The organism is Pseudomonas cremoris (assembly GCF_014230465.1).
Map to the genome: position 1 here is coordinate 115,298 of NZ_JAAXCY010000006.1, position 20,230 is coordinate 135,527.

14 protein-coding genes and 1 pseudogene are annotated in these 20,230 nt (G+C 55.8%); 8 read left to right on the forward strand and 7 right to left on the reverse strand.

The features are described from left to right. Positions 1-149: 149 nt before the first annotated feature. Complete coding sequence (locus HF257_RS16560; RefSeq protein ID WP_185709620.1) at positions 150-2,429, reverse strand: CHASE2 domain-containing protein; 2,280 nt, start codon at positions 2,427-2,429, stop codon at positions 150-152. Between the two features lie 3 nt (positions 2,430-2,432). Beyond that, entirely contained in the window at positions 2,433-3,347 is a 915-nt protein-coding gene (locus HF257_RS16565) for a FecR family protein (RefSeq protein WP_408635700.1), read from the reverse strand. 281 nt (positions 3,348-3,628) lie between these two features. Between HF257_RS16565 and HF257_RS16570 the strand changes: the two genes are divergently transcribed. Further along, a complete protein-coding gene (locus HF257_RS16570) occupies positions 3,629-4,348 on the forward strand; it encodes a response regulator transcription factor (RefSeq protein ID WP_185709618.1) in 720 nt (239 codons plus the stop codon). Positions 4,349-4,659: 311 nt separating this feature from the next. Here the strand turns inward: HF257_RS16570 and HF257_RS16575 are convergent. From HF257_RS16575 to dnaA, 5 genes and pseudogenes are all read right to left on the reverse strand, one after another. Beyond that, positions 4,660-6,429, reverse strand: a pseudogene (locus tag HF257_RS16575) (TOTE conflict system archaeo-eukaryotic primase domain-containing protein); the annotation flags it as partial. Continuing rightward, complete coding sequence (gene gyrB, locus HF257_RS16580) at positions 6,422-8,839, reverse strand: DNA topoisomerase (ATP-hydrolyzing) subunit B (RefSeq protein WP_185709617.1); 2,418 nt, start codon at positions 8,837-8,839, stop codon at positions 6,422-6,424. The gene gyrB and the pseudogene HF257_RS16575, both read right to left, overlap by 8 nt. A gap of 4 nt (positions 8,840-8,843) precedes the next feature. Then, complete coding sequence (gene recF / locus HF257_RS16585; protein ID WP_185709616.1) at positions 8,844-9,947, reverse strand: DNA replication/repair protein RecF; 1,104 nt, start codon at positions 9,945-9,947, stop codon at positions 8,844-8,846. Between the two features lie 10 nt (positions 9,948-9,957). Continuing rightward, the gene (gene dnaN, locus HF257_RS16590; RefSeq protein WP_185709615.1) at positions 9,958-11,061 is read right to left on the reverse strand and encodes a DNA polymerase III subunit beta; all 1,104 of its coding nucleotides are present in this window, start codon (positions 11,059-11,061) and stop codon (positions 9,958-9,960) included. Between the two features lie 38 nt (positions 11,062-11,099). Next, the gene (gene dnaA / locus HF257_RS16595) at positions 11,100-12,617 is read right to left on the reverse strand and encodes a chromosomal replication initiator protein DnaA (protein ID WP_185709614.1); all 1,518 of its coding nucleotides are present in this window, start codon (positions 12,615-12,617) and stop codon (positions 11,100-11,102) included. Positions 12,618-13,203: 586 nt separating this feature from the next. Between dnaA and rpmH the strand changes: the two genes are divergently transcribed. From rpmH to rsmG, 7 genes are all read left to right on the forward strand, one after another. Continuing rightward, complete coding sequence (gene rpmH / locus HF257_RS16600) at positions 13,204-13,338, forward strand: 50S ribosomal protein L34 (RefSeq protein WP_003213577.1); 135 nt, start codon at positions 13,204-13,206, stop codon at positions 13,336-13,338. 16 nt (positions 13,339-13,354) lie between these two features. Then, positions 13,355-13,759 (forward strand): ribonuclease P protein component, encoded by a 405-nt coding sequence (gene rnpA / locus HF257_RS16605; RefSeq protein ID WP_010168490.1) that lies wholly within the window; start codon positions 13,355-13,357, stop codon positions 13,757-13,759. Beyond that, positions 13,752-13,997 carry a membrane protein insertion efficiency factor YidD gene (gene yidD, locus HF257_RS16610; RefSeq protein WP_010207715.1) on the forward strand — a complete coding sequence of 82 codons (246 nt, stop codon included), beginning with the start codon at positions 13,752-13,754 and terminating at the stop codon, positions 13,995-13,997. The genes rnpA and yidD overlap by 8 nt, the downstream gene beginning before the upstream one ends. Positions 13,998-13,999: 2 nt before the next feature. Then, entirely contained in the window at positions 14,000-15,682 is a 1,683-nt protein-coding gene (gene yidC, locus HF257_RS16615) for a membrane protein insertase YidC (RefSeq protein ID WP_185709613.1), read from the forward strand. Positions 15,683-15,761: 79 nt separating this feature from the next. Continuing rightward, positions 15,762-17,132, forward strand: coding sequence for a tRNA uridine-5-carboxymethylaminomethyl(34) synthesis GTPase MnmE (gene mnmE, locus HF257_RS16620; protein WP_185709612.1), 1,371 nt, complete (start codon positions 15,762-15,764; stop codon positions 17,130-17,132). Positions 17,133-17,683: 551 nt separating this feature from the next. Next, positions 17,684-19,576, forward strand: coding sequence for a tRNA uridine-5-carboxymethylaminomethyl(34) synthesis enzyme MnmG (gene mnmG / locus HF257_RS16625; protein ID WP_185709611.1), 1,893 nt, complete (start codon positions 17,684-17,686; stop codon positions 19,574-19,576). Beyond that, positions 19,573-20,217 (forward strand): 16S rRNA (guanine(527)-N(7))-methyltransferase RsmG, encoded by a 645-nt coding sequence (gene rsmG / locus HF257_RS16630; protein WP_185709610.1) that lies wholly within the window; start codon positions 19,573-19,575, stop codon positions 20,215-20,217. The genes mnmG and rsmG overlap by 4 nt, the downstream gene beginning before the upstream one ends. The last annotated feature ends 13 nt before the right edge of the window (positions 20,218-20,230 follow it).

Below are 20,230 nucleotides of genomic sequence, written 5' to 3' on the forward strand. Positions count from 1 at the left end.
CGAATTGCCTTTTTTGATCCATAAGAAGCTGATTTTCTTACATATTTCTCAAGCTCATAAAATTGCGGAAAAGGTGCATAAGTTTTTCCCGCATTAAAAAACCGGCCCTTGTGGCCGGTTTTTTATGCACAGCATAAAAACGGCTGTGTTCAGTCCTCCAACAACGGTAAATGCAGGCTGAACGTGGTGCCTTTGCCCACTACGCTTTCGCAACGGATTTCGCCACCGTGACGTTCTATCACCGCTTTGACCATCGTCAGTCCCAACCCCAACCCTTCACTGCCTTGGGCCGAATCAAAGCGCCGGTATTGGCTAAACAGTTCCGGCAGATCCTGCGCAGCAATCCCTGGTCCTTGGTCGCTGATACGGCAGACCAACAGACCTTGCGCGGTGTCATGACTTAGCCTGACGGTGGTACCAGAAGGTGAATACTTGATGGCGTTCTCCAGCACGTTAAACAAAGCGCGGGTAAGCAGTGACTGATCGGCGGACACCATGCCCTCGTCGGCCTCATCCAGGTCGTGGACCAAATGAATACCCTTGAGCTGAGCGATCACCGCCACTTGATCAAAAGCATCCATCACCAACATGGCGAACAAGGTGGGTTGGAATTGATAACCGTCGGCCTCGGCTTTTGCCAACTGCACAAAGGATTCGGTGAGGCTCAAGGCACGACGCACTTGTTGCTCTATTTGGGCAAAAACGGGGGACTCACCGTTGTGCACATCCAACAGCGCGAGGATCGCCGAGTGCGGCGCCCGCAGGTCATGAGACAGGAAGCGCAGCATGGTCTCGCGGTGCTGCTGGGCGTCGCGCTCCTTGCTCAGGTCCGTCAGGCTCAGCAGCCAGCCAAGCGCTACGTCACCTTCAGCGGGTAGCAAAGGCGCCAATTCCATACGCAGGCTGCGCTGGTGGATATCTCGAAACTCAATCAGCTCCAGCGCCGAGAGTGCAGGGCGCACGCCGTTGTGCAGTGGCGGATAACCCAGGTCCGCAAGTTGCTCCAACAGGTTTTCACTGACCAGGTCATTGACGAACACTTCGCGGGCAATGCGATTGGCCAGCAGGATATTACCCTTGGGATCGGTGATCAGCGTGGCGACCGGCAGGCACTCCAGGCCATCAGCCATAAAGCGCCGGGTATCGCGGGTGCGGCTGACCGCCTGCTCCAGCGCAAAGATACGTGCCTGCAGCACATCGCCTTTGTTAGCGGGCGCACGGCGGCGTTCGGGCAACACTTTGGGTTCGTTATCCAGGCGTGCCAGTTCCCAACCGAAGTAGGCCAGGATCACACTGAGGCGACGCCAGTTCCAGATCAGGTAGCTGAGCAGCAACCCAATCAAGCACGCGGCAGGCGACCACCAGTGGCCTAACCGCAACAAGGTCAATGAGACGAGCAGTGCCGCGATCATGCAGCCCAAGGTCATCCATAGCGCATAGCGCGGACGATAAAGCAGCGACCCCAGCAGTAACGCCACCAAGGACGTTGCCATCACTGCGGCGAGCCATTGCGGCAGGTCAACAATGCTGCGGCCTTGCAGCAAGCCATTGAGCACATTGGCCTGGATCTCCACACCCGCCGTGTTGCCAACGGTAGAGGAAAGCGGCGTGACATAACGGTCGCCCATTCCAGAAGCCGTTGATCCCACCAGAATCAGGCGGTCACGCAGCAGCTCGGGCGGTACTTCGCCATGCAGTACGCTGGCGTAGGACACGCTGGGAAAATGGGCATGCGCTGAAATGAAAGGGATACGAATCGCATGTTCCCGGTGCCAGTGTTGAGTCATCGGTTCCAATGGCTCCCCAGGCATCTGTGCCTGCTCACCACTCATCTCGTAGGCCAACCACGCCAGTTGCGGCGCAGTGCTATTGGGTGGTCCTTCGCGTAAATACAGACTGCGCACAACGCCATCGTTGTCCGCTTCCACGTTGATATGGCCGACCCCCTTGGCACACTTAAGCAAGGGCTGCATTTGTGCACCGGGTTGGCTGTAGCTCGCCAGGCCTTCACGTACCAGAGGCAGCAAAACGTTACCGGCGTTGCACACCGCGTCGGCCAGGCGCTTGTCGTTCGCAGGGTTGCCCGGCTCACTGAAGATGACGTCAAACAGAATACCGGCCGGCTGCGCAGCGCTCAGGCGATCAATCAGGTCAGCATGCAGGCTGCGGGGCCAGGGCCACTGGCCAAGTTTTTTAAGGCTGGGATCGTCGATAGTCACCAGCAGGATTCGCGGGTCAACCGGCAGCGGTGTCAGCCGGCGAAGGCTGTCGTACAGCGGGTTATTCAATGCCAGGCCAGGGCTCAGGGACAGGTACGCCGTGATGGGCAACAGCAACAAACCGATCCACAACCACTCGCGCACCAAGCCGTGAAACAGGCGCTGGGCATGGGTGGGTTGACGTTTCTCGGCCTTGCCCCAGAGCATCATCGATCAACGCACCTGCGTGGTGGGCGGGTAGTAGAAGATGTCATAAACCCCGGTTTCTCCTTCAAGGCCCTGTTCGTCGTAGGCCGATAAACGCACGTGATAGAACGATGCCTTGAGCCCAGTGAAGCTCATTTTTGGCGCACTGGAAAAGTTTTGCTGCTTGATGTTCATAAAGGCCTTGTCGGTGGCGACCTGGGCCCGATAACGCTGGGCACCAGGCACAGGCCGTACGTACAGACTCCAGACCGGCGCATCGCCTTTCTGACCGTCCTGACCGATAAGCTGGGGCGCGGCGAGAAGCTCCACGGGTTTCAGGTCACCCTGTTTCTTGAACAATAGGCCATGCCTGGCATCGACTTTAACTTCACCTTCCGTCGTGGGTTTTCCAGGTTCTCGGTTCGCCGCCACCTTGCCATCCAATACTTCAAGTACCGATTGCTCATCGTCATTACGTACGCGGAAATGCGTGCCGCGTACGCCCAGTACACCCACCGGCGTCACGATCTGAAAACGGTCCACTCCCGTGGCGCGCTTGATCACATAAGCCTCGGCTTGGCCTTGTTCGAGCACGACCTGGGGGATAGATAACTTCGTTTCCAAGTGCAATCGCACCTGTGATTCAGAGGGCAGCACGACCCGCGAGCCATCCCGCAGCAGCAGGCTAACAAATGCAGATGCCGATGTTTTCACACCTTCCTGCTCATCAATGGTCATACCTTCCACCAAAGGGCTGGTCTTGCCTCGGACATCAAGTTTCCACGCTTCCCCGCTCAGATGCTGGACAACCGCTGGCAATGGCTGCGGGCGGCACAATAAATGATCATCGATGTAAGGCGGTCGAGCCTTGGCAGAAACGCCTGCTGCCAACATCAACAACGAGGGGAGGGCGTGGCGTAATCGATTGGGGGAAAGGATCATGGTGCTCATCAAGGTTGGGGCCGGAAGGCATCTGACATCAGTGTGCAGGAGATTACGCCAGCGCACGCGTCGGCTGATCCTTTTCCTTACTGCCGGGAGCCGGTATCTTTCCCACATAGGTATCGAGGACTTTCAATGGCTTAACCGTTCATTGATCTCAGCGTACCGAGGATCCAAGGGGTCGATGAATCTGCGCACAATTCTTCAGATTCAAAGACCTCATTTGCGCAGTACGTACCCTTGCAACGGCTGCCGTACTCTCCAAGAAGAAAGGACCACTCATGCGTGTCGCAATACTGGATGACGAATCCGCGGAACTGCGCCGGGTGGAACAGACACTGCGACAAATCCCCAGCACCGCCGAACAGCCCTGGACCCTGCATTGCTTCGAGCGCGGTGAGGACCTGTTGCGCCAACTGCGCCGAGAAACCTTCGACCTGTTGATACTCGACTGGCAACTACCGGACATCACTGGGATCGCCCTCCTGCGCTGGACCCGTGAACACATGGACTCACCACCTGCCGTCATCATGCTGACCAGCCGTGATGCAGAGAGCGATATCGTCACTGCGCTAAACAGCGGTGCCGACGATTACGTCAGCAAACCCTTCCGACCCAATGAATTGAAGGCGCGTGTAACCGCTGTTTTGCGCCGGCATGGCCTACAGAAGTCAGCGACTCATGAAGTGCAAAGCTTCAACGACCTGACCTTTGATGATGCAGAGTTGACCGTCACCCGTGCCGGCAAGCCGATCAATCTCACTGAGAGGGAATACCGGCTGGCTAGCTGCTTGTTTGCCAATTTGGCCCGGCCCTTATCCCGCGAATACTTGTACGAGCGGTTTTGGACCCATGAAGAAATGGTGTCGTCACGACCGTTGGATACGCATATCTACCGCCTGCGCAACAAGCTAGGACTCACGGCCGATCGTGGCTGGCAGTTGCTAACGATCTATGGCTATGGGTATCGTTTAGAGAGTGTGGCGACCGCTTCACAGTAGATGTTCCACGTGGAGCATTTCGAAAAGTAGGTAATCTTCACCCAATAAAAAAGGCCAACGCTTAGCGTTGGCCTTTTTGTTTAGCGGTGTGCCTGAATTGTCGATGGGCAGATTAAGTGTCATGGCAGCCCTAGATTGAATGGGGGTTCAACGTGGAACGCGGGCACAATAAATGTCTCAGATGAGCTGTAATTAATGTCGCATTACAGTTTTTTGACCTTATTAAATGTCGTTTCTACAGCCAGCGTTCTCACGACAATGAAGGCGCTGGGTGGCCGGATCAAAAATAGGGTTCCACGAGGACTGCACTGCTAAAGCAGATCCATTGTGGCTAGGGAGTCAGCCATACGGTAACCCATCGCTTTATACCCCGCCTGCCGCTTATCCCACATCCGCATCAATGCAACGTTACCCGCGTCAACGAAATCGATCACTCGTACATCAGCCTTATCGGCATGCGCTCTATGCAATCGTCCTGCGTATTGCTGAAGAATTCCTTTCCAAGAGATAGGCATCGCAAGTACCAACGTGTCCAATGCTGGATGGTCGAAGCCTTCACCAACTAGCTTTCCAGTTGCGACGAGCACGCGCGGCGCACCAGGAGGCAGTGAATCAAGCTCCTGCATGCGGGAGATTCGCAGTTTTTTTGGTACACGCCCGTGAAGTATAAACAGGTTATGCACGCGCCCCTTCAACTCCGCCTCAAGTGCATCCACATGTTCAGTACGTTCAGTCAGCACCAAGATTTTCCTACCTTGGCTGAACGCTACCGCCACCTCTGAGACGATTTTTGCTGTGCGATCGATATCATCAGCCAAGCATCGAAAGACATCCTGAATTCCTGAACCGTCGGGAAGGACAACAGGCTTGGAAAGCAATCGGGGCACTACAGACAAATCGTGAGGGGCGTTTGTCGGGCGAGCAGCAGTGTGACGGATCGGTCCGCATTGCATAAAGATGATAGGTTGCTGCCCATCACGACGTACTGGAGTTGCTGTAAGTCCCACCACATATCTTGCCGCAGCGCTCATTAGTAAAGTCTCGAACGAAACGGCTGATACGTGATGGCATTCATCTACGATGATTTGCCCGTAGTTTTTTACCTTATCGCTAATTTCACCCTTTCGCGATAAAGACTGCATTACGGCGATGTCGATGACACCTGTGAGTTTTGCCTTCCCGCCACCGATAGAGCCCACGACATCATTACCGACACCTAAAAATGCCTGCAAACGCTCTTGCCATTGCCGAAGCAGCTCTGTCCTATGTACGAGCACCAAAGTGTTAACACTGCGCTTCGCAATCAACGCGGCGGCAGCAACGGTTTTGCCAAATGCAGTCGGCGCACAAAGGACGCCGACGTCGTGACCAAGCATCTCGCTAACCGCAGCTTCCTGATCAGTACGTAGAGTTCCGAGGAAACTCACATCGATGGGGTCACCTGCAAAGCGTTCATCTTGAAACTCAGGAACTATTCCATTCCCCTTCATCAGGTCCAACGCAGCATCCAAACACCCCCGCGGTAATGCAATATATTTCGGAAAATTTTGTGCACAGCCGATGATCCGAGGCTTGTTCCAGACCGACATTCGCATTGCCTGGGCTTTATAGAACTCCGGATTTTGAAATGCCGCGAGTCGGACAAGCTGGTTCGCCAAGGGCTGCGGTAATTCCGACTTTTCAAAGTACACCAGGTTGGCCAGAGTGATACGGAGAGACGCAGGTAACCGACAATTCAACTTATGCGATCTGGAATCACGATCTTTCCAAGGTTCGGCATCCCCACAATCCTCGATATACGCGACGCCTATGGGATCACTGTTACCCATCGCCCGGATAATCGCTGGCTCAATATCCGCTGGGTTCATCCGCTGAATTGAGGCTAGAAAAGACCATTGATCAGAGTGAGGTACCAACGAGTCATCTACAAACACGCTGTTATTTTGGGCTCTGGCACGCTTTTGCAAAGGCAGTGCAATAAGATTTCCAAAACCGCCCTTAGGCATATAGTCCTGATTTGGAAACAGTCGGTCATAAGAACTGAGTGCCAATTGGCGGGTACGCTCACATGAATCAGAAATCCAGGTTGGAAACTGCCAGAGCGTTACTCTCGATGAAGTCACGACGAGGCTCGACCGCATCACCCATCAGGGTGTTGAAGATCTGGTCTGCGCCAATGGCGTCTTCAATGGTCACGCGCAGCATGCGACGCTGGGCCGGGTCCATGGTGGTTTCCCACAGTTGATCCGGGTTCATTTCGCCCAGACCTTTATATCGCTGGATGGTGTGGCGCTTAGTGCTTTCAGCCATCAGCCAATCAAGGGCTTCCTTGAACTCCTTGACCTGCTTCTTGCGTTCGCCGCGTTGGATGTAAGCGCCGTCGTCCAACAGGGTGCTCAGTTGTGCCCCCAAGGTAACCACGGTTTTGTAGTCGTTGCTGCCGAAGAAGTCACGGTTGAAGGTGACGTAGTTCGACAGGCCGTGGGAGATCAGCTCGACCTCAGGCAGCCAAACGTTACGTTCACGGTCTTCACGCAGGCTGGCTTTGTACACCAGGCCAGACTTCTCGGAGGTGCGCAGGCGCACTTCGTACTGGGCCAGCCAATCCTGCATCGCTGCGTGATCACCCAGCTGCTCCAGGCTAACGGCCGGCAGGTAAATGAAGTGCTCAGTCAGCTCCTGAGGGTATAGGCGCGACAGACGCTTGAGGGTTTTCATCACCATGCGGAAGTCGTTTACCAGGCGCTCCAGCGACTCGCCCGAGATGCCCGGGGCTTCGTCGTTCAAGTGCAGGCTCGCATCTTCCAGGGCCGACTGCGTCATGTACTCTTCCATGGCGTCGTCGTCTTTGATGTATTGCTCTTGCTTGCCCTTTTTCACTTTGTACAACGGCGGCTGGGCGATGTAGATGTAGCCACGCTCGATCAGCTCCGGCAGCTGACGGAAGAAGAAGGTCAGCAGCAGTGTACGGATGTGCGAACCGTCGACGTCAGCATCGGTCATGATGATGATGTTGTGATAGCGCAGCTTGTCGATGTTGTACTCGTCACGGCCAATACCGCAGCCCAACGCCGTGATCAAGGTGCCAACTTCCTGGGAGGAAATCATCTTGTCGAAGCGCGCTTTCTCGACGTTGAGGATCTTACCCTTCAACGGCAAGATGGCCTGGGTGCGACGGTTACGACCCTGCTTGGCGGAACCGCCAGCAGAGTCACCTTCCACCAGGTACAGCTCAGAGAGGGCAGGGTCTTTCTCTTGGCAGTCGGCCAGTTTGCCTGGCAGGCCAGCGATGTCCAAAGCGCCTTTACGACGGGTCATCTCACGGGCTTTACGTGCCGCTTCACGCGCGCGCGCCGCATCGATCATCTTGCCGACAACCAGCTTGGCTTCGTTCGGGTTTTCCAGCAGGAAGTCGGAGAAGTATTTGCCCATCTCCTGTTCCACTGCGGTCTTCACTTCGGAAGACACCAGTTTGTCCTTGGTCTGGGAGCTGAACTTGGGATCCGGTACTTTTACCGAGATGATTGCGGTCAGGCCTTCACGCGCATCGTCACCAGTAGTGGCGACTTTGTGCTTCTTGGCCAAGCCTTCGGCTTCGATGTAGGTGTTCAGGTTACGCGTCAGTGCGGAACGGAAACCCACCAGGTGAGTACCGCCGTCGCGCTGTGGAATGTTGTTCGTGAAGCACAACAGGTTCTCGTTGAAGCTGTCGTTCCACTGCAAGGCGATCTCTACGCCGATGCCGTCTTCGCGCTGGATGTTGAAGTGGAACACCTGGTTGACCGCAGTCTTGTTGGTGTTCAGGTATTCAACGAACGCACGCAGACCGCCCTCGTACTTGAACAGCTCTTCCTTGCCGCTGCGCTCGTCCTTGAGAACGATACCCACACCGGAGTTAAGAAAGGACAGCTCACGAATACGCTTAGCCAGGATGTCCCAGCTGAAGTGGATATTCTTGAAGGTTTCAGCCGATGGCTTGAAGTGGATCTGCGTACCCGTTGTTTCGCTGTCGCCGACGATCTTCATCGGTTCTTGTGGAACACCGTGAACGTAGGTCTGTTCCCAGATTTTGCCACTGCGGCGAACGGTCAGGATCAGCTCTTCGGACAGAGCGTTCACCACCGACACACCTACACCGTGCAGACCGCCGGAGACTTTATAGGAGTTATCGTCGAACTTACCGCCGGCGTGAAGCACGGTCATGATGACCTCTGCCGCCGAGACGCCTTCTTCTTTGTGCACATCTACCGGAATGCCGCGACCGTTGTCGCGCACAGTGATGGATTCATCCGGGTGGATGATGATGCTGATGTCGTCGCAGTGACCGGCCAACGCTTCGTCGATCGAGTTATCGACTACCTCGAACACCATGTGGTGCAGACCGCTACCATCATCGGTGTCGCCGATGTACATACCGGGACGTTTGCGTACGGCATCCAAACCTTTCAGCACTTTAATGCTGGTCGAGTCGTACGTGTTTTCTTCGCTCATGCCTTCACTCCCGATGGTCGTGGGTCTGGGTGATACGGCCCTGTTCCACGTGGAACAAAGCGACTGGCGTTTCCGTCTGCCAGCCTTCCCTCAATAATTCATGGTCTACACAGGTGATAAACACCTGGCAGCGTAATTCTTCCAACAAGCGGCATAACGCGCGGCGGTGCTGCTCGTCCAATTCGGACGGCAAGTCATCCACCAGATAAATACACTGACCGCGTCGCGCCTGGCTGACCAAGTGGCCTTGGGCGATACGCAGCGCGCACACCACCAACTTCTGCTGGCCACGGGACAAGATATCCGCAGCATTGTGTGCGCCTAATCTAAGGCGCAGGTCAGCGCGTTGGGGGCCAGCCTGTGTATGACCAATTTGCTGGTCCCGCTGCAAGGATGTGGCGAGCACTGCACTCAGTTCTCGCTCTTTGTCCCAGCCGCGGTAGTAGCTCAATGTCAGGCCCTCAAGGTCCAACAACTCACTCAAGGTCTGCTCAAAAACGGGTTTCAAGGCTTTGATGTACGTGCGGCGGTATTCATCTATTTCGTCGCTGGCCAGGCACAGTTCCCGGTCCCAGGCCGCTTGCGAAGCGGCGTCAAGTGTACCATGCCGCAGCCATGAGTTTCGCTGCCGCAGGGCCTTCTGCAGGCGCTGCCAAGTGGCCATGAACCTTGGTTCCACGTGGAACACTCCCCAATCGAGGAACTGTCTGCGGATTTTCGGTGCACCTTCCAGCAGTCGAAAGCTGTCGGGGTTGATCAGTTGCAATGGCAGGATTTCCGCCAACTGCGCAGCACTACGGGCATTTTGCCCGTCGATGCGAATCTGGAACTCTCCGCCGCGATCACGGGATATCCCCAGGCTGCTGTGCCCACCTTCAGCCAGTTCAACCTGGCCAAATACCGTACACGCCAATTGTTCATACTGGATAACCGGTAGCAGGCGCGCGCTGCGAAAGGAACGAGCAAGGCCCAGCAAGTGAATGGCTTCCAGCACGCTGGTTTTGCCACTGCCGTTGGCGCCGTGGAGGATATTGATGCGGGGGGAGGGGGAGAAGGTCACCGGGTGCAGATTGCGCACCGCGGTGACCGAGACACGACTGAGGGACATCTAGCGTCTATTACAGGCGCATCGGCATAACAACGTAAGCCGAGTCGTCGTTGTCGGATTCTTGCACCAATGCGCTGCTGTTGGAGTCCGACAGAATCAGGCGAACCTGTTCTGTGGTCATCACACCCAGCACGTCGAGCAAGTAACTTACGTTGAAGCCAATTTCCAAAGAACCGCCGTTGTAATCCACGCCCACTTCTTCTTCAGCTTCTTCCTGCTCCGGGTTGTTGGCCTGGATTTTCAACTGACCATTGGCCAGTTGCAGGCGAATACCGCGGTATTTTTCGTTCGAAAGGATCGCAGTGCGGCTGAATGCTTCACGCAGAGCCTGGCGATCACCGAGCACCAGTTTGTCGCCACCTTTAGGCAACACACGCTCGTAGTCCGGAAATTTACCGTCGACCAGCTTGGAAGTGAACGTGAATTCACCGGTAGTCGCGCGGATATGATGTTGGCCCAACACAATGCTGACATTGCCATCCGGCTCAGTGAGCAAACGCGCCAGTTCAAGGATACCTTTGCGCGGCACGATCACCTGGTGGCGATCAGGCTGACCAATATCGGCCTTCATTGAGCACATTGCCAGACGGTGACCGTCGGTGGCCACGGCCCGGATGATGCCCTCTGACACTTCCAACAGCATACCGTTGAGGTAGTAACGTACGTCCTGCTGCGCCATCGCAAAGCTGGTGCGCTCGATCAAACGGCGCAGCTTGCTTTGCTCCAGGCTGCATGTCAGCGAGCCTGGGCCTTCTTCCACAGTTGGGAAGTCGTTGGCAGGCAACGTGGACAGGGTGAACCGGCTGCGGCCAGCTTTGACGACCAACTTGGCGTCATCAACCTTGATATCGATCAGCGCGTCGTTCGGCAGGCTTTTGCAGATATCCATCAGCTTGCGCGCCGGTACGGTGATCTCGCCCGGTTCAGCGGGCTCTTCCAGTTGCACACGACCGACCAGTTCGACTTCCAGGTCAGTACCAGTCAGGGACAATTGCTGGCCTTCGACTACCAGCAATACGTTGGAAAGCACCGGCAAGGTCTGTCGGCGCTCGACGACGCCTGCGACCAGTTGCAGGGGTTTCAACAGGGCTTCGCGTTGAATGGTGAAATGCATGGTCTAGTCCCTTGCCTTAATAAGCTGCGCTGGTGTCATCAAGTTGTCAGTGTACGCAGCAGGTTCTTGTAGTCCTCGCGAATATCCGCGTCGGATTCCTTAAGTTCGTTGATCTTGCGGCACGCATGCAAGACCGTGGTGTGATCGCGACCGCCAAACACATCACCAATTTCCGGCAGGCTGTGGTTGGTCAGCTCCTTGGAGAGCGCCATGGCCACCTGCCGAGGACGAGCCACCGAGCGCGAACGGCGCTTGGACAGCAGGTCGGAAATCTTGATCTTGTAGTACTCGGCAACGGTGCGCTGGATGTTATCCACACTCACCAGTTTGTCCTGCAGTGCCAGCAAGTCTTTGAGTGATTCGCGAATCAACTCGATGGTGATGTCACGGCCCATAAAGTGCGAGTGAGCGATGACCCGCTTGAGCGCGCCTTCCAGCTCACGCACGTTGGAACGAATGCGTTGGGCAATAAAGAAAGCCGCGTCATGGGGCAGGTCGACTTTGGCCTGGTCCGCCTTTTTCATCAGGATCGCGACGCGGGTTTCCAGCTCGGGCGGCTCGACCGCAACGGTCAGGCCCCAGCCAAAGCGTGACTTCAGGCGTTCTTCCAGGCCTTCAATTTCCTTTGGATAACGGTCACTGGTCAAGATGACCTGTTGGCCGCCTTCGAGCAGGGCGTTAAAGGTGTGGAAGAACTCTTCCTGGGAACGTTCCTTGCGGGCAAAGAATTGGATGTCATCGATCAGCAATGCATCAACGGAGCGGTAGAACCGCTTGAACTCGTTAATGGCATTGAGCTGCAAGGCCTTGACCATGTCAGCCACGAAGCGCTCCGAGTGCAGGTAAACGACCTTGGCATTCGGGTTCTTCTTTAATAGGTGGTTACCCACAGCGTGCATCAAGTGCGTCTTACCCAAGCCCACGCCACCATAAAGGAAGAGCGGGTTGTAACCGTGCTTGGGATTGTCGGCAACTTGCCAGGCGGCCGCGCGGGCCAACTGGTTGGATTTACCTTCAACGAAGTTCTCGAAGGTAAACGTGCGGTTCAAGTAACTGGTGTGCTTGAGCGCACCCTCGACCTGCACGGTGCGCTGTTCGGCACGGACCGGAGCTTGCTGGGAGCTGGCGCCTGCCATCGGGTCGAAGCTGTCGCGGGACGGCTCTTCATGCTCTGGCGCGTTCTTCTGCGCAGAGGATTTCGACGGCGCGGGCGCGGGAGCTGGCGTTGTGACGACCGGCGCGGCCGCTGCCTGGGCTTGCGATGCAGCCGCAGCCAAAGGTGCATTCGGCGCAGCGCGGGGCGCGGAGCTACGTTTGCTACCTATTAATAAGGAGAGCACGGGGGCGAGGCCGTTGCCATGTTCGTCGAGCAATTCGAGAACGCGGCTCAGGTACTTCTCGTTGACCCAGTCGAGAACAAAACGATTGGGTGCGTAGACGCGCAACTCGTCGCCTTCGGCTTCGACCTGTAGCGGACGGATCCAGGTGTTGAATTGCTGGGCAGGCAGCTCATCGCGCAAAAGCTCCACGCACTGCTGCCAAAGTTCCACTGACACGGATATCCCCTAAGTTGAAAGCCGGTGAGGCAAAAACAGCCGCCATTGTAGCGGCCAGCCGCCCACTTATCCACATGTAGGTTGCTCACAGGCCAGCCAAAATCAATGCCTTACCCCTAAAAAAAGCGACCGATGGTCTGTGTATAAGCTCTGTGGATAAGCGTACCTAAGCTCGTTGTACAAGTGGGGGCGAAAGTCTGTGGGTAACTGGCCTGTGGATAACAACCCATTCCACCCACAGCTTATCCGACAGCGCAGCACAGGCAGAGCACCGTTTCTCCCCCGTGTTGTCATTCTCTGTACATCACGTGGAACAAGGCCTAAAGGCAGTTATCCACAGATGATCGCCTCACTAGTTTTTATAAGCTTTACAGAAAAGCTTTAAATAACTTCCTTCTTTATTTTTATATCTATGGCATTGCTCGTGAAAGCCGAGCGGATAGAAAAGGGCCGTTTGCGTTATAGAGATCTAATTGAAGGAAAAGCTGGTTGGAAATTGACCTAGAGGCTTGCTTTCTCTAGAATCGCCGGTCTCTTAAAACGGGGGCCATTCCGGCCCGTTGTGGACGAACCAGGTAACAACGCCATGAAACGTACTTTCCAACCAAGCACCATCAAACGCGCCCGTACCCACGGCTTCCGTGCTCGCATGGCTACCAAGAACGGCCGTGCTGTCCTGTCGCGTCGCCGCGCCAAAGGTCGTGCGCGTCTGGCAGTTTGATAATCCGGTACTGGTGGTGAGTCAGGACTTCAGTCGGGAAAAGCGTCTGCTAACCCCCCGACATTTCAAGGCAGTCTTTGACTCCCCCACCGGCAAGGTTCCGGGGAAAAATCTCCTGCTCCTTGCGCGTAACAACGATCTGGATCACCCCCGCCTAGGGTTGGTGATCGGCAAGAAGAGCGTAAAGCTCTCCGTTGAGCGCAATCGCCTCAAGCGTCTGATGCGCGAATCGTTTCGCCTCCACCAGGAAACTCTGGTTGGTTGGGATATTGTTATCGTCGCGCGCAAAGGCTTGGGGGATGTAGAAAACCCCGAATTGATTCAGCATTTCGGCAAGCTCTGGAAACGTCTGGCGCGTACCAACAAACCAGCACCAGCAGTCAGCACCGAAACTGTAGGGGTAGACAGCACCGATGCGTAAACTGGCCCTCGTTCCGATCCAGTTTTATCGCTATGCCATTAGTCCTCTGATGGCCAGCCACTGTCGTTTCTACCCCAGTTGTTCCTGCTACGCGTTAGAGGCCATAGAAAATCATGGTCTTCTGCGCGGTGGCTGGCTGACCTTTCGTCGTTTAGGTCGCTGTCATCCGTGGAATCCCGGTGGTTATGACCCGGTTCCACCTATCCCTACCTCCCGTTCTTCTTCGATGGCCGAGTAATCATGGATATTAAACGCACGATCCTGATCGTCGCCCTGGCAATCGTGTCCTACGTCATGGTTCTTAAGTGGAACCAAGACTATGGCCAGGCTGCCCTGCCGACTCAGAATGTTGCTACCAACCAGGCTGCGCCGGCTATTCCGGACACCCCGCTGGGTAACAATGCGTCCGCGAGTGCCGATGTTCCCAGCGCGAATGGCGAGACAAGCGCCCCTTTAGAAACGCCAGTGGTCACCAACAAAGACCTCATCCACGTCAAAACGGATGTGCTCGACCTGGCTATCGATCCACAAGGTGGTGATATCGCCCAGCTAAAGCTGCCGCTGTATCCACGTCGCCAAGACCACCCGGATGTTCCGTTCCAACTGTTCGATAACGGTGGTGAACGTACTTATCTGGCACAAAGTGGCCTGACCGGCACCAACGGTCCGGATGCTCGTGCTACCGGTCGTCCGGTTTATTCGACCGAACAGAAGACTTATCAACTGGCTGACGACCAGAACCAGTTGAACGTCGACCTGAAATTCAGTCACGACGGCGTCAATTACATCAAGCGTTTCAGCTTTACCCGCGGTTTGTACGACTTGAAGGTCACTTACCTGATCGACAACGAAAGCGACAAGCCTTGGACCGGCAACCTGTTTGCCCAACTGAAGCGTGACAACAGTGCCGACCCTTCTTCCAGCACTGCCACCGGCACCGCGACTTACCTGGGCGCAGCCCTGTGGACAAGTAGCGAGCCGTACAAAAAAGTGTCGATGAAAGATATCGACAAGGGCGCACTGAAAGAAACCGTACAAGGTGGCTGGGTCGCCTGGTTGCAACACTACTTTGTGACCGCCTGGATCCCTAACAAGGGTGATGCCAACCTGGTTCAAACCCGCAAGGACAGCCAAGGCAACTACATCATCGGCTTCACTGGCCCGGCGTTGACCGTCGCTCCAGGTGCCAAGGCTGAAACCAGTGCTACCCTGTACGCTGGCCCGAAAAGCCAGGCAGTGCTGAAAGAGTTGTCCCCAGGTCTGGAACTGACCGTGGACTACGGGATTCTGTGGTTCATTGCCCAGCCGATTTTCTGGCTGCTGCAACATATCCACAGCATTGTGGGTAACTGGGGCTTCTCGATCATCTTCCTGACCATGCTGATCAAAGGGATCTTCTTCCCTCTGTCGGCTGCCAGCTACAAGTCGATGGCGCGTATGCGTGCCGTTGCTCCGAAACTGGCCGCTCTGAAAGAGCAACATGGTGATGACCGGCAGAAAATGTCGCAGGCCATGATGGAGCTGTACAAGAAAGAGAAGATCAACCCGTTGGGTGGATGCTTGCCCATTCTCGTACAGATGCCTGTGTTCCTGTCGTTGTACTGGGTTCTCCTGGAAAGCGTCGAAATGCGCCAGGCGCCGTTCATGCTGTGGATAACTGACCTGTCGATCAAAGACCCGTTCTTTATCCTGCCGATCATCATGGGCGCGACCATGTTTATCCAGCAGCGTCTGAACCCGACTCCGCCGGACCCGATGCAGGCCAAGGTAATGAAAATGATGCCAATCATCTTCACCTTCTTCTTCCTGTGGTTCCCAGCTGGTCTGGTTCTGTACTGGGTAGTCAACAACGTGTTGTCGATCTCCCAGCAGTGGTACATCACTCGTAAAATCGAAGCGGCTACCAAAAAAGCTGCGGCGTAATTTACTCTGTGGATAACCACTCAAGACGCCCCCTAGTGGGGCGTTTTGCATTCCGTCACTTTTGTTCTGGAAACTGTTGATGAGCGCTCCTCGTGAAACCATCGCTGCTGTCGCTACCGCTCAAGGTCGCGGTGGTGTCGGCATCGTTCGAATTTCCGGGCCGCTCGCCGGCATCGCCGCCAAGGCTATCAGTGGCCGGGAGTTGAAGTCTCGTTATGCCCATTACGGTCAGTTTCTGGATGCTGACGAAAGCGTCCTGGACGAAGGCTTGGCCATTTACTTCCCGGGCCCGAATTCCTTTACGGGTGAAGATGTCCTCGAGTTGCAGGGCCACGGTGGCCCGGTCGTACTGGATATGTTGCTGCAGCGCTGCCTGCAGTTGGGTTGTCGCCTTGCCAGACCGGGCGAATTCAGCGAGCGCGCGTTCCTTAACGACAAGCTCGACCTGGCGCAGGCCGAGGCGATTGCCGACCTGATCGAGGCCAGTTCTGCACAGGCAGCGCGCAATGCATTGCGCTCATTGCAGGGGGCATTCTCACTGCGTGTGCATAACCTGACCGAGCAATTGATCAGCTTGCGTATTTACGTAGAGGCCGCTATCGACTTTCCAGAGGAGGAAATCGACTTCCTCGCCGACGGCCATGTACTGGCGATGCTGGATAAAGTTCGTGAAGAGTTATCCACCGTTCTACGTGAAGCCGGGCAGGGGGCCTTGCTGCGTGACGGCATGACCGTGGTGATCGCCGGTCGGCCGAATGCCGGTAAATCCAGTTTGCTCAATGCTCTAGCGGGCCGTGAAGCCGCTATCGTCACCGAGATCGCCGGCACCACGCGGGATATCTTGCGTGAACATATCCACATTGACGGTATGCCGCTGCACGTCGTCGACACCGCAGGCCTTCGGGACACCGATGACCAAGTGGAAAAAATCGGTGTAGAACGAGCGCTCAAGGCAATCGGCGAAGCGGACCGTGTATTGCTGGTGGTGGACGCCACTGCACCTGAGGCGGTGGATCCGTTTGCACTGTGGCCAGAGTTCCTCGAACAACGTCCCGACCCGGCCAAAGTCACGTTGATCCGTAACAAGGCAGACCTGACGGGCGAGGCCATTGCACTGGAAACCAGCACTGACGGGCATGTCACCATCAGCTTGAGCGCAAAATCGGCCGGCGATGGCCTGGAGTTGCTGCGCGATCACCTAAAAGCCTGCATGGGCTACGAGCAGACCTCTGAAAGCAGCTTCAGCGCACGTCGCAGGCATCTGGAAGCGCTGCGACACGCCAGCGCAGCGTTGGAGCACGGACGCGCCCAGCTCACCTTGGCGGGGGCGGGTGAGCTGCTGGCTGAGGATCTACGCCAGGCGCAGCAACTGCTGGGAGAAATCACCGGCGCGTTTAGCTCCGATGACTTGCTGGGACGGATCTTCTCCAGTTTTTGTATCGGTAAATAGTCCCCTCGTTGTCTACAGACAGGTCGTTCGCGCCTGTCTGTTTCTCCTTTCTCAGTGTTCCCCTCCCTTTTTCTGACTCATCACCGCTCTCACGGAGGCTTCTGCGTGGGCGCGATTTGACGGACTACACCGATTTCTGTGGATTAAGCCCTGTGAATAACCGCCCTTGTGCCCAGTTGATAACAGGGCTTGAAAACTGAGCACAGACCACTCTGTGGATAACCAGCTGTTTAATCCACAGGCTTAAAGCACTTATCCAAGGGCCTCATTGGCACATGACCACAGACTTTTGAATCGCTGTACACGACGTAAATAAAGGCCTGTAGAGATTTATCCACAGAAAGTAGGCTCAGTAGAAATAAACATAAAAACAAAGATTTAATAAATTTCTCTCTTTTAATTTCTATTGTCCGTGAGTCATCCACAGCTGGTTAAATTTTGTGCAAAGGGTTCTTTAGGAAGGGCTAAGTCCCTATACTTGCCGCCAAAGCTCCAAAACCCTTTCAACAGACAATTCCTGATTACCTACATAAGCAGGCACGAGGTGCGTGGTGGATTTCCCTTCCCGTTTTGAAGTGATCGTCATCGGCGGCGGTCATGCCGGTACCGAGGCAGCACTGGCGTCAGCACGCATGGGCGTAAAAACCCTGTTGCTGACGCACAACGTGGAAACACTCGGTGCCATGAGTTGCAACCCCGCCATCGGTGGGATTGGCAAAAGCCATCTGGTTAAGGAAATCGACGCCCTTGGCGGCGTAATGGCCATGGCTACCGATAAGGGTGGTATTCAATTTCGCGTGCTTAACAGCCGCAAAGGCCCTGCAGTACGCGCTACTCGGGCACAAGCTGATCGCATCCTGTACAAGGCCGCGGTACGCGAAACCCTGGAAAATCAACCGAACCTGTGGATATTTCAACAAGCAGCGGATGACCTGATCGTCGAGCAAGACCAGGTGCGCGGTGTTGTTACTCAAATGGGCCTGCGTTTCTTCGCAGAATCCGTGGTGTTGACCACCGGTACCTTCCTCGGCGGACTTATCCACATCGGTATGCAGAACTATTCCGGTGGCCGCGCCGGTGATCCGCCGTCGATCGCCTTGGCAAAACGCCTGCGTGAATTGCCGCTGCGCGTCGGTCGTCTGAAAACCGGGACCCCGCCGCGTATTGATGGGCGTTCTGTGGACTTTTCGATGATGACCGAACAAGCCGGTGACACGCCGATCCCGGTGATGTCGTTCATGGGCTCCAAAGAGCAGCACCCGAAACAGGTGAGCTGCTGGATTACCCACACCAATGCGCGTACCCACGAAATCATTGCCGCGAACCTCGATCGTTCGCCGATGTATTCCGGGGTGATCGAAGGGATTGGCCCGCGTTATTGCCCATCGATTGAAGACAAGATCCACCGCTTTGCCGACAAGGAAAGCCACCAGGTCTTCATCGAGCCCGAAGGCTTGACCACTCACGAGCTGTATCCGAACGGGATTTCCACTTCGTTGCCGTTCGACGTACAAATCCAGATCGTGCAATCGATTCGCGGCATGGAAAACGCACACATCGTGCGCCCTGGCTACGCCATCGAGTACGACTACTTCGACCCGCGTGACCTGAAGTACAGCCTTGAAACCAAAGTGATCGGCGGGCTGTTCTTTGCCGGGCAAATCAACGGCACCACCGGTTATGAAGAGGCCGGCGCCCAAGGTTTGCTGGCCGGGACCAACGCAGCATTGCGTGCACAGGGCAAGGACAGCTGGTGCCCGCGTCGCGATGAGGCGTACATCGGGGTGTTGGTCGATGACCTGATTACCTTGGGTACCCAGGAACCGTACCGGATGTTCACTTCCCGGGCGGAATACCGCCTGATCCTGCGTGAAGACAACGCCGACCTGCGGCTGACCGAAAAAGGTCGCGAGCTGGGCTTGGTCGATGATGCGCGCTGGGAAGCCTTCTGCAAAAAACGCGAAAGCATCGCGCTGGAAGAACAGCGCCTGAAAAGCACCTGGGTTCGCCCAGGTACCGAGCAGGGCGACGCAATCGCCGAAAAATTCGGCACGCCGCTGACGCACGAGTACAACTTGCTGAACCTGCTGTCCCGTCCGGAAATCGACTACGCTGGTCTGGTCGAAGTAACCGGGCATGGCGCAGAGGATCCACAGGTCGCCGAGCAGGTTGAAATCAAGACCAAGTACGCCGGTTACATTGACCGCCAGCAGGACGAAATCGCTCGCCTGCGCGCCAGTGAAGACACCAAGCTGCCTGTGGATATCGACTACACCGGGATTTCCGGGCTGTCGAAAGAAATTCAAAGCAAGCTGGGGATAACTCGCCCGGAAACATTGGGCCAGGCTTCACGTATCCCCGGCGTCACCCCAGCAGCCATTTCGCTGTTGATGATTCATTTGAAAAAACGCGGCGCGGGCCGTCAGTTGGAGCAAAGCGCTTGAGTTCGTTGGTCACCTCGCAACACGCCGAAGAGTTATCCACAGGTGCACGCCAGTTGGGCGTCGACCTGACCCCGGCCCAGCACGAATTGCTGCTGGGCTACCTGGCCCTGTTGATCAAGTGGAACAAGGCTTACAACCTGACCGCAGTGCGCGATCCCAACGAAATGGTTTCTCGCCACTTGCTCGATAGTTTGAGCGTGATGCCGTTTATCGAAAACGGTCGCTGGCTCGATGTGGGCAGCGGCGGTGGCATGCCAGGCATTCCTCTGGCCATCTTGTTTCCAGAGTCCCAAGTGACCTGCCTGGACAGCAACGGCAAGAAAACCCGCTTCCTGACCCAGGTCAAACTCGAACTCAAGCTGGATAACCTGCAAGTTATCCACAGTCGCGTCGAAGCCTTCGCGCCTGAGCAGCCCTTCAATGGAATTGTTTCCCGGGCGTTCAGCAGCATGGAGAACTTCAGCAACTGGACTCGCCACCTCGGCGACTGTGATACCCGCTGGCTGGCAATGAAGGGCGTCCATCCAAGCGACGAGCTGTTAGCATTGCCGGCAGACTTCCACCTCGATAGCGAACACGCCTTGGCCGTACCTGGTTGCCAAGGCCAACGCCATCTGCTGATACTGCGCCGCACGGCATGATTGGGAACACAAG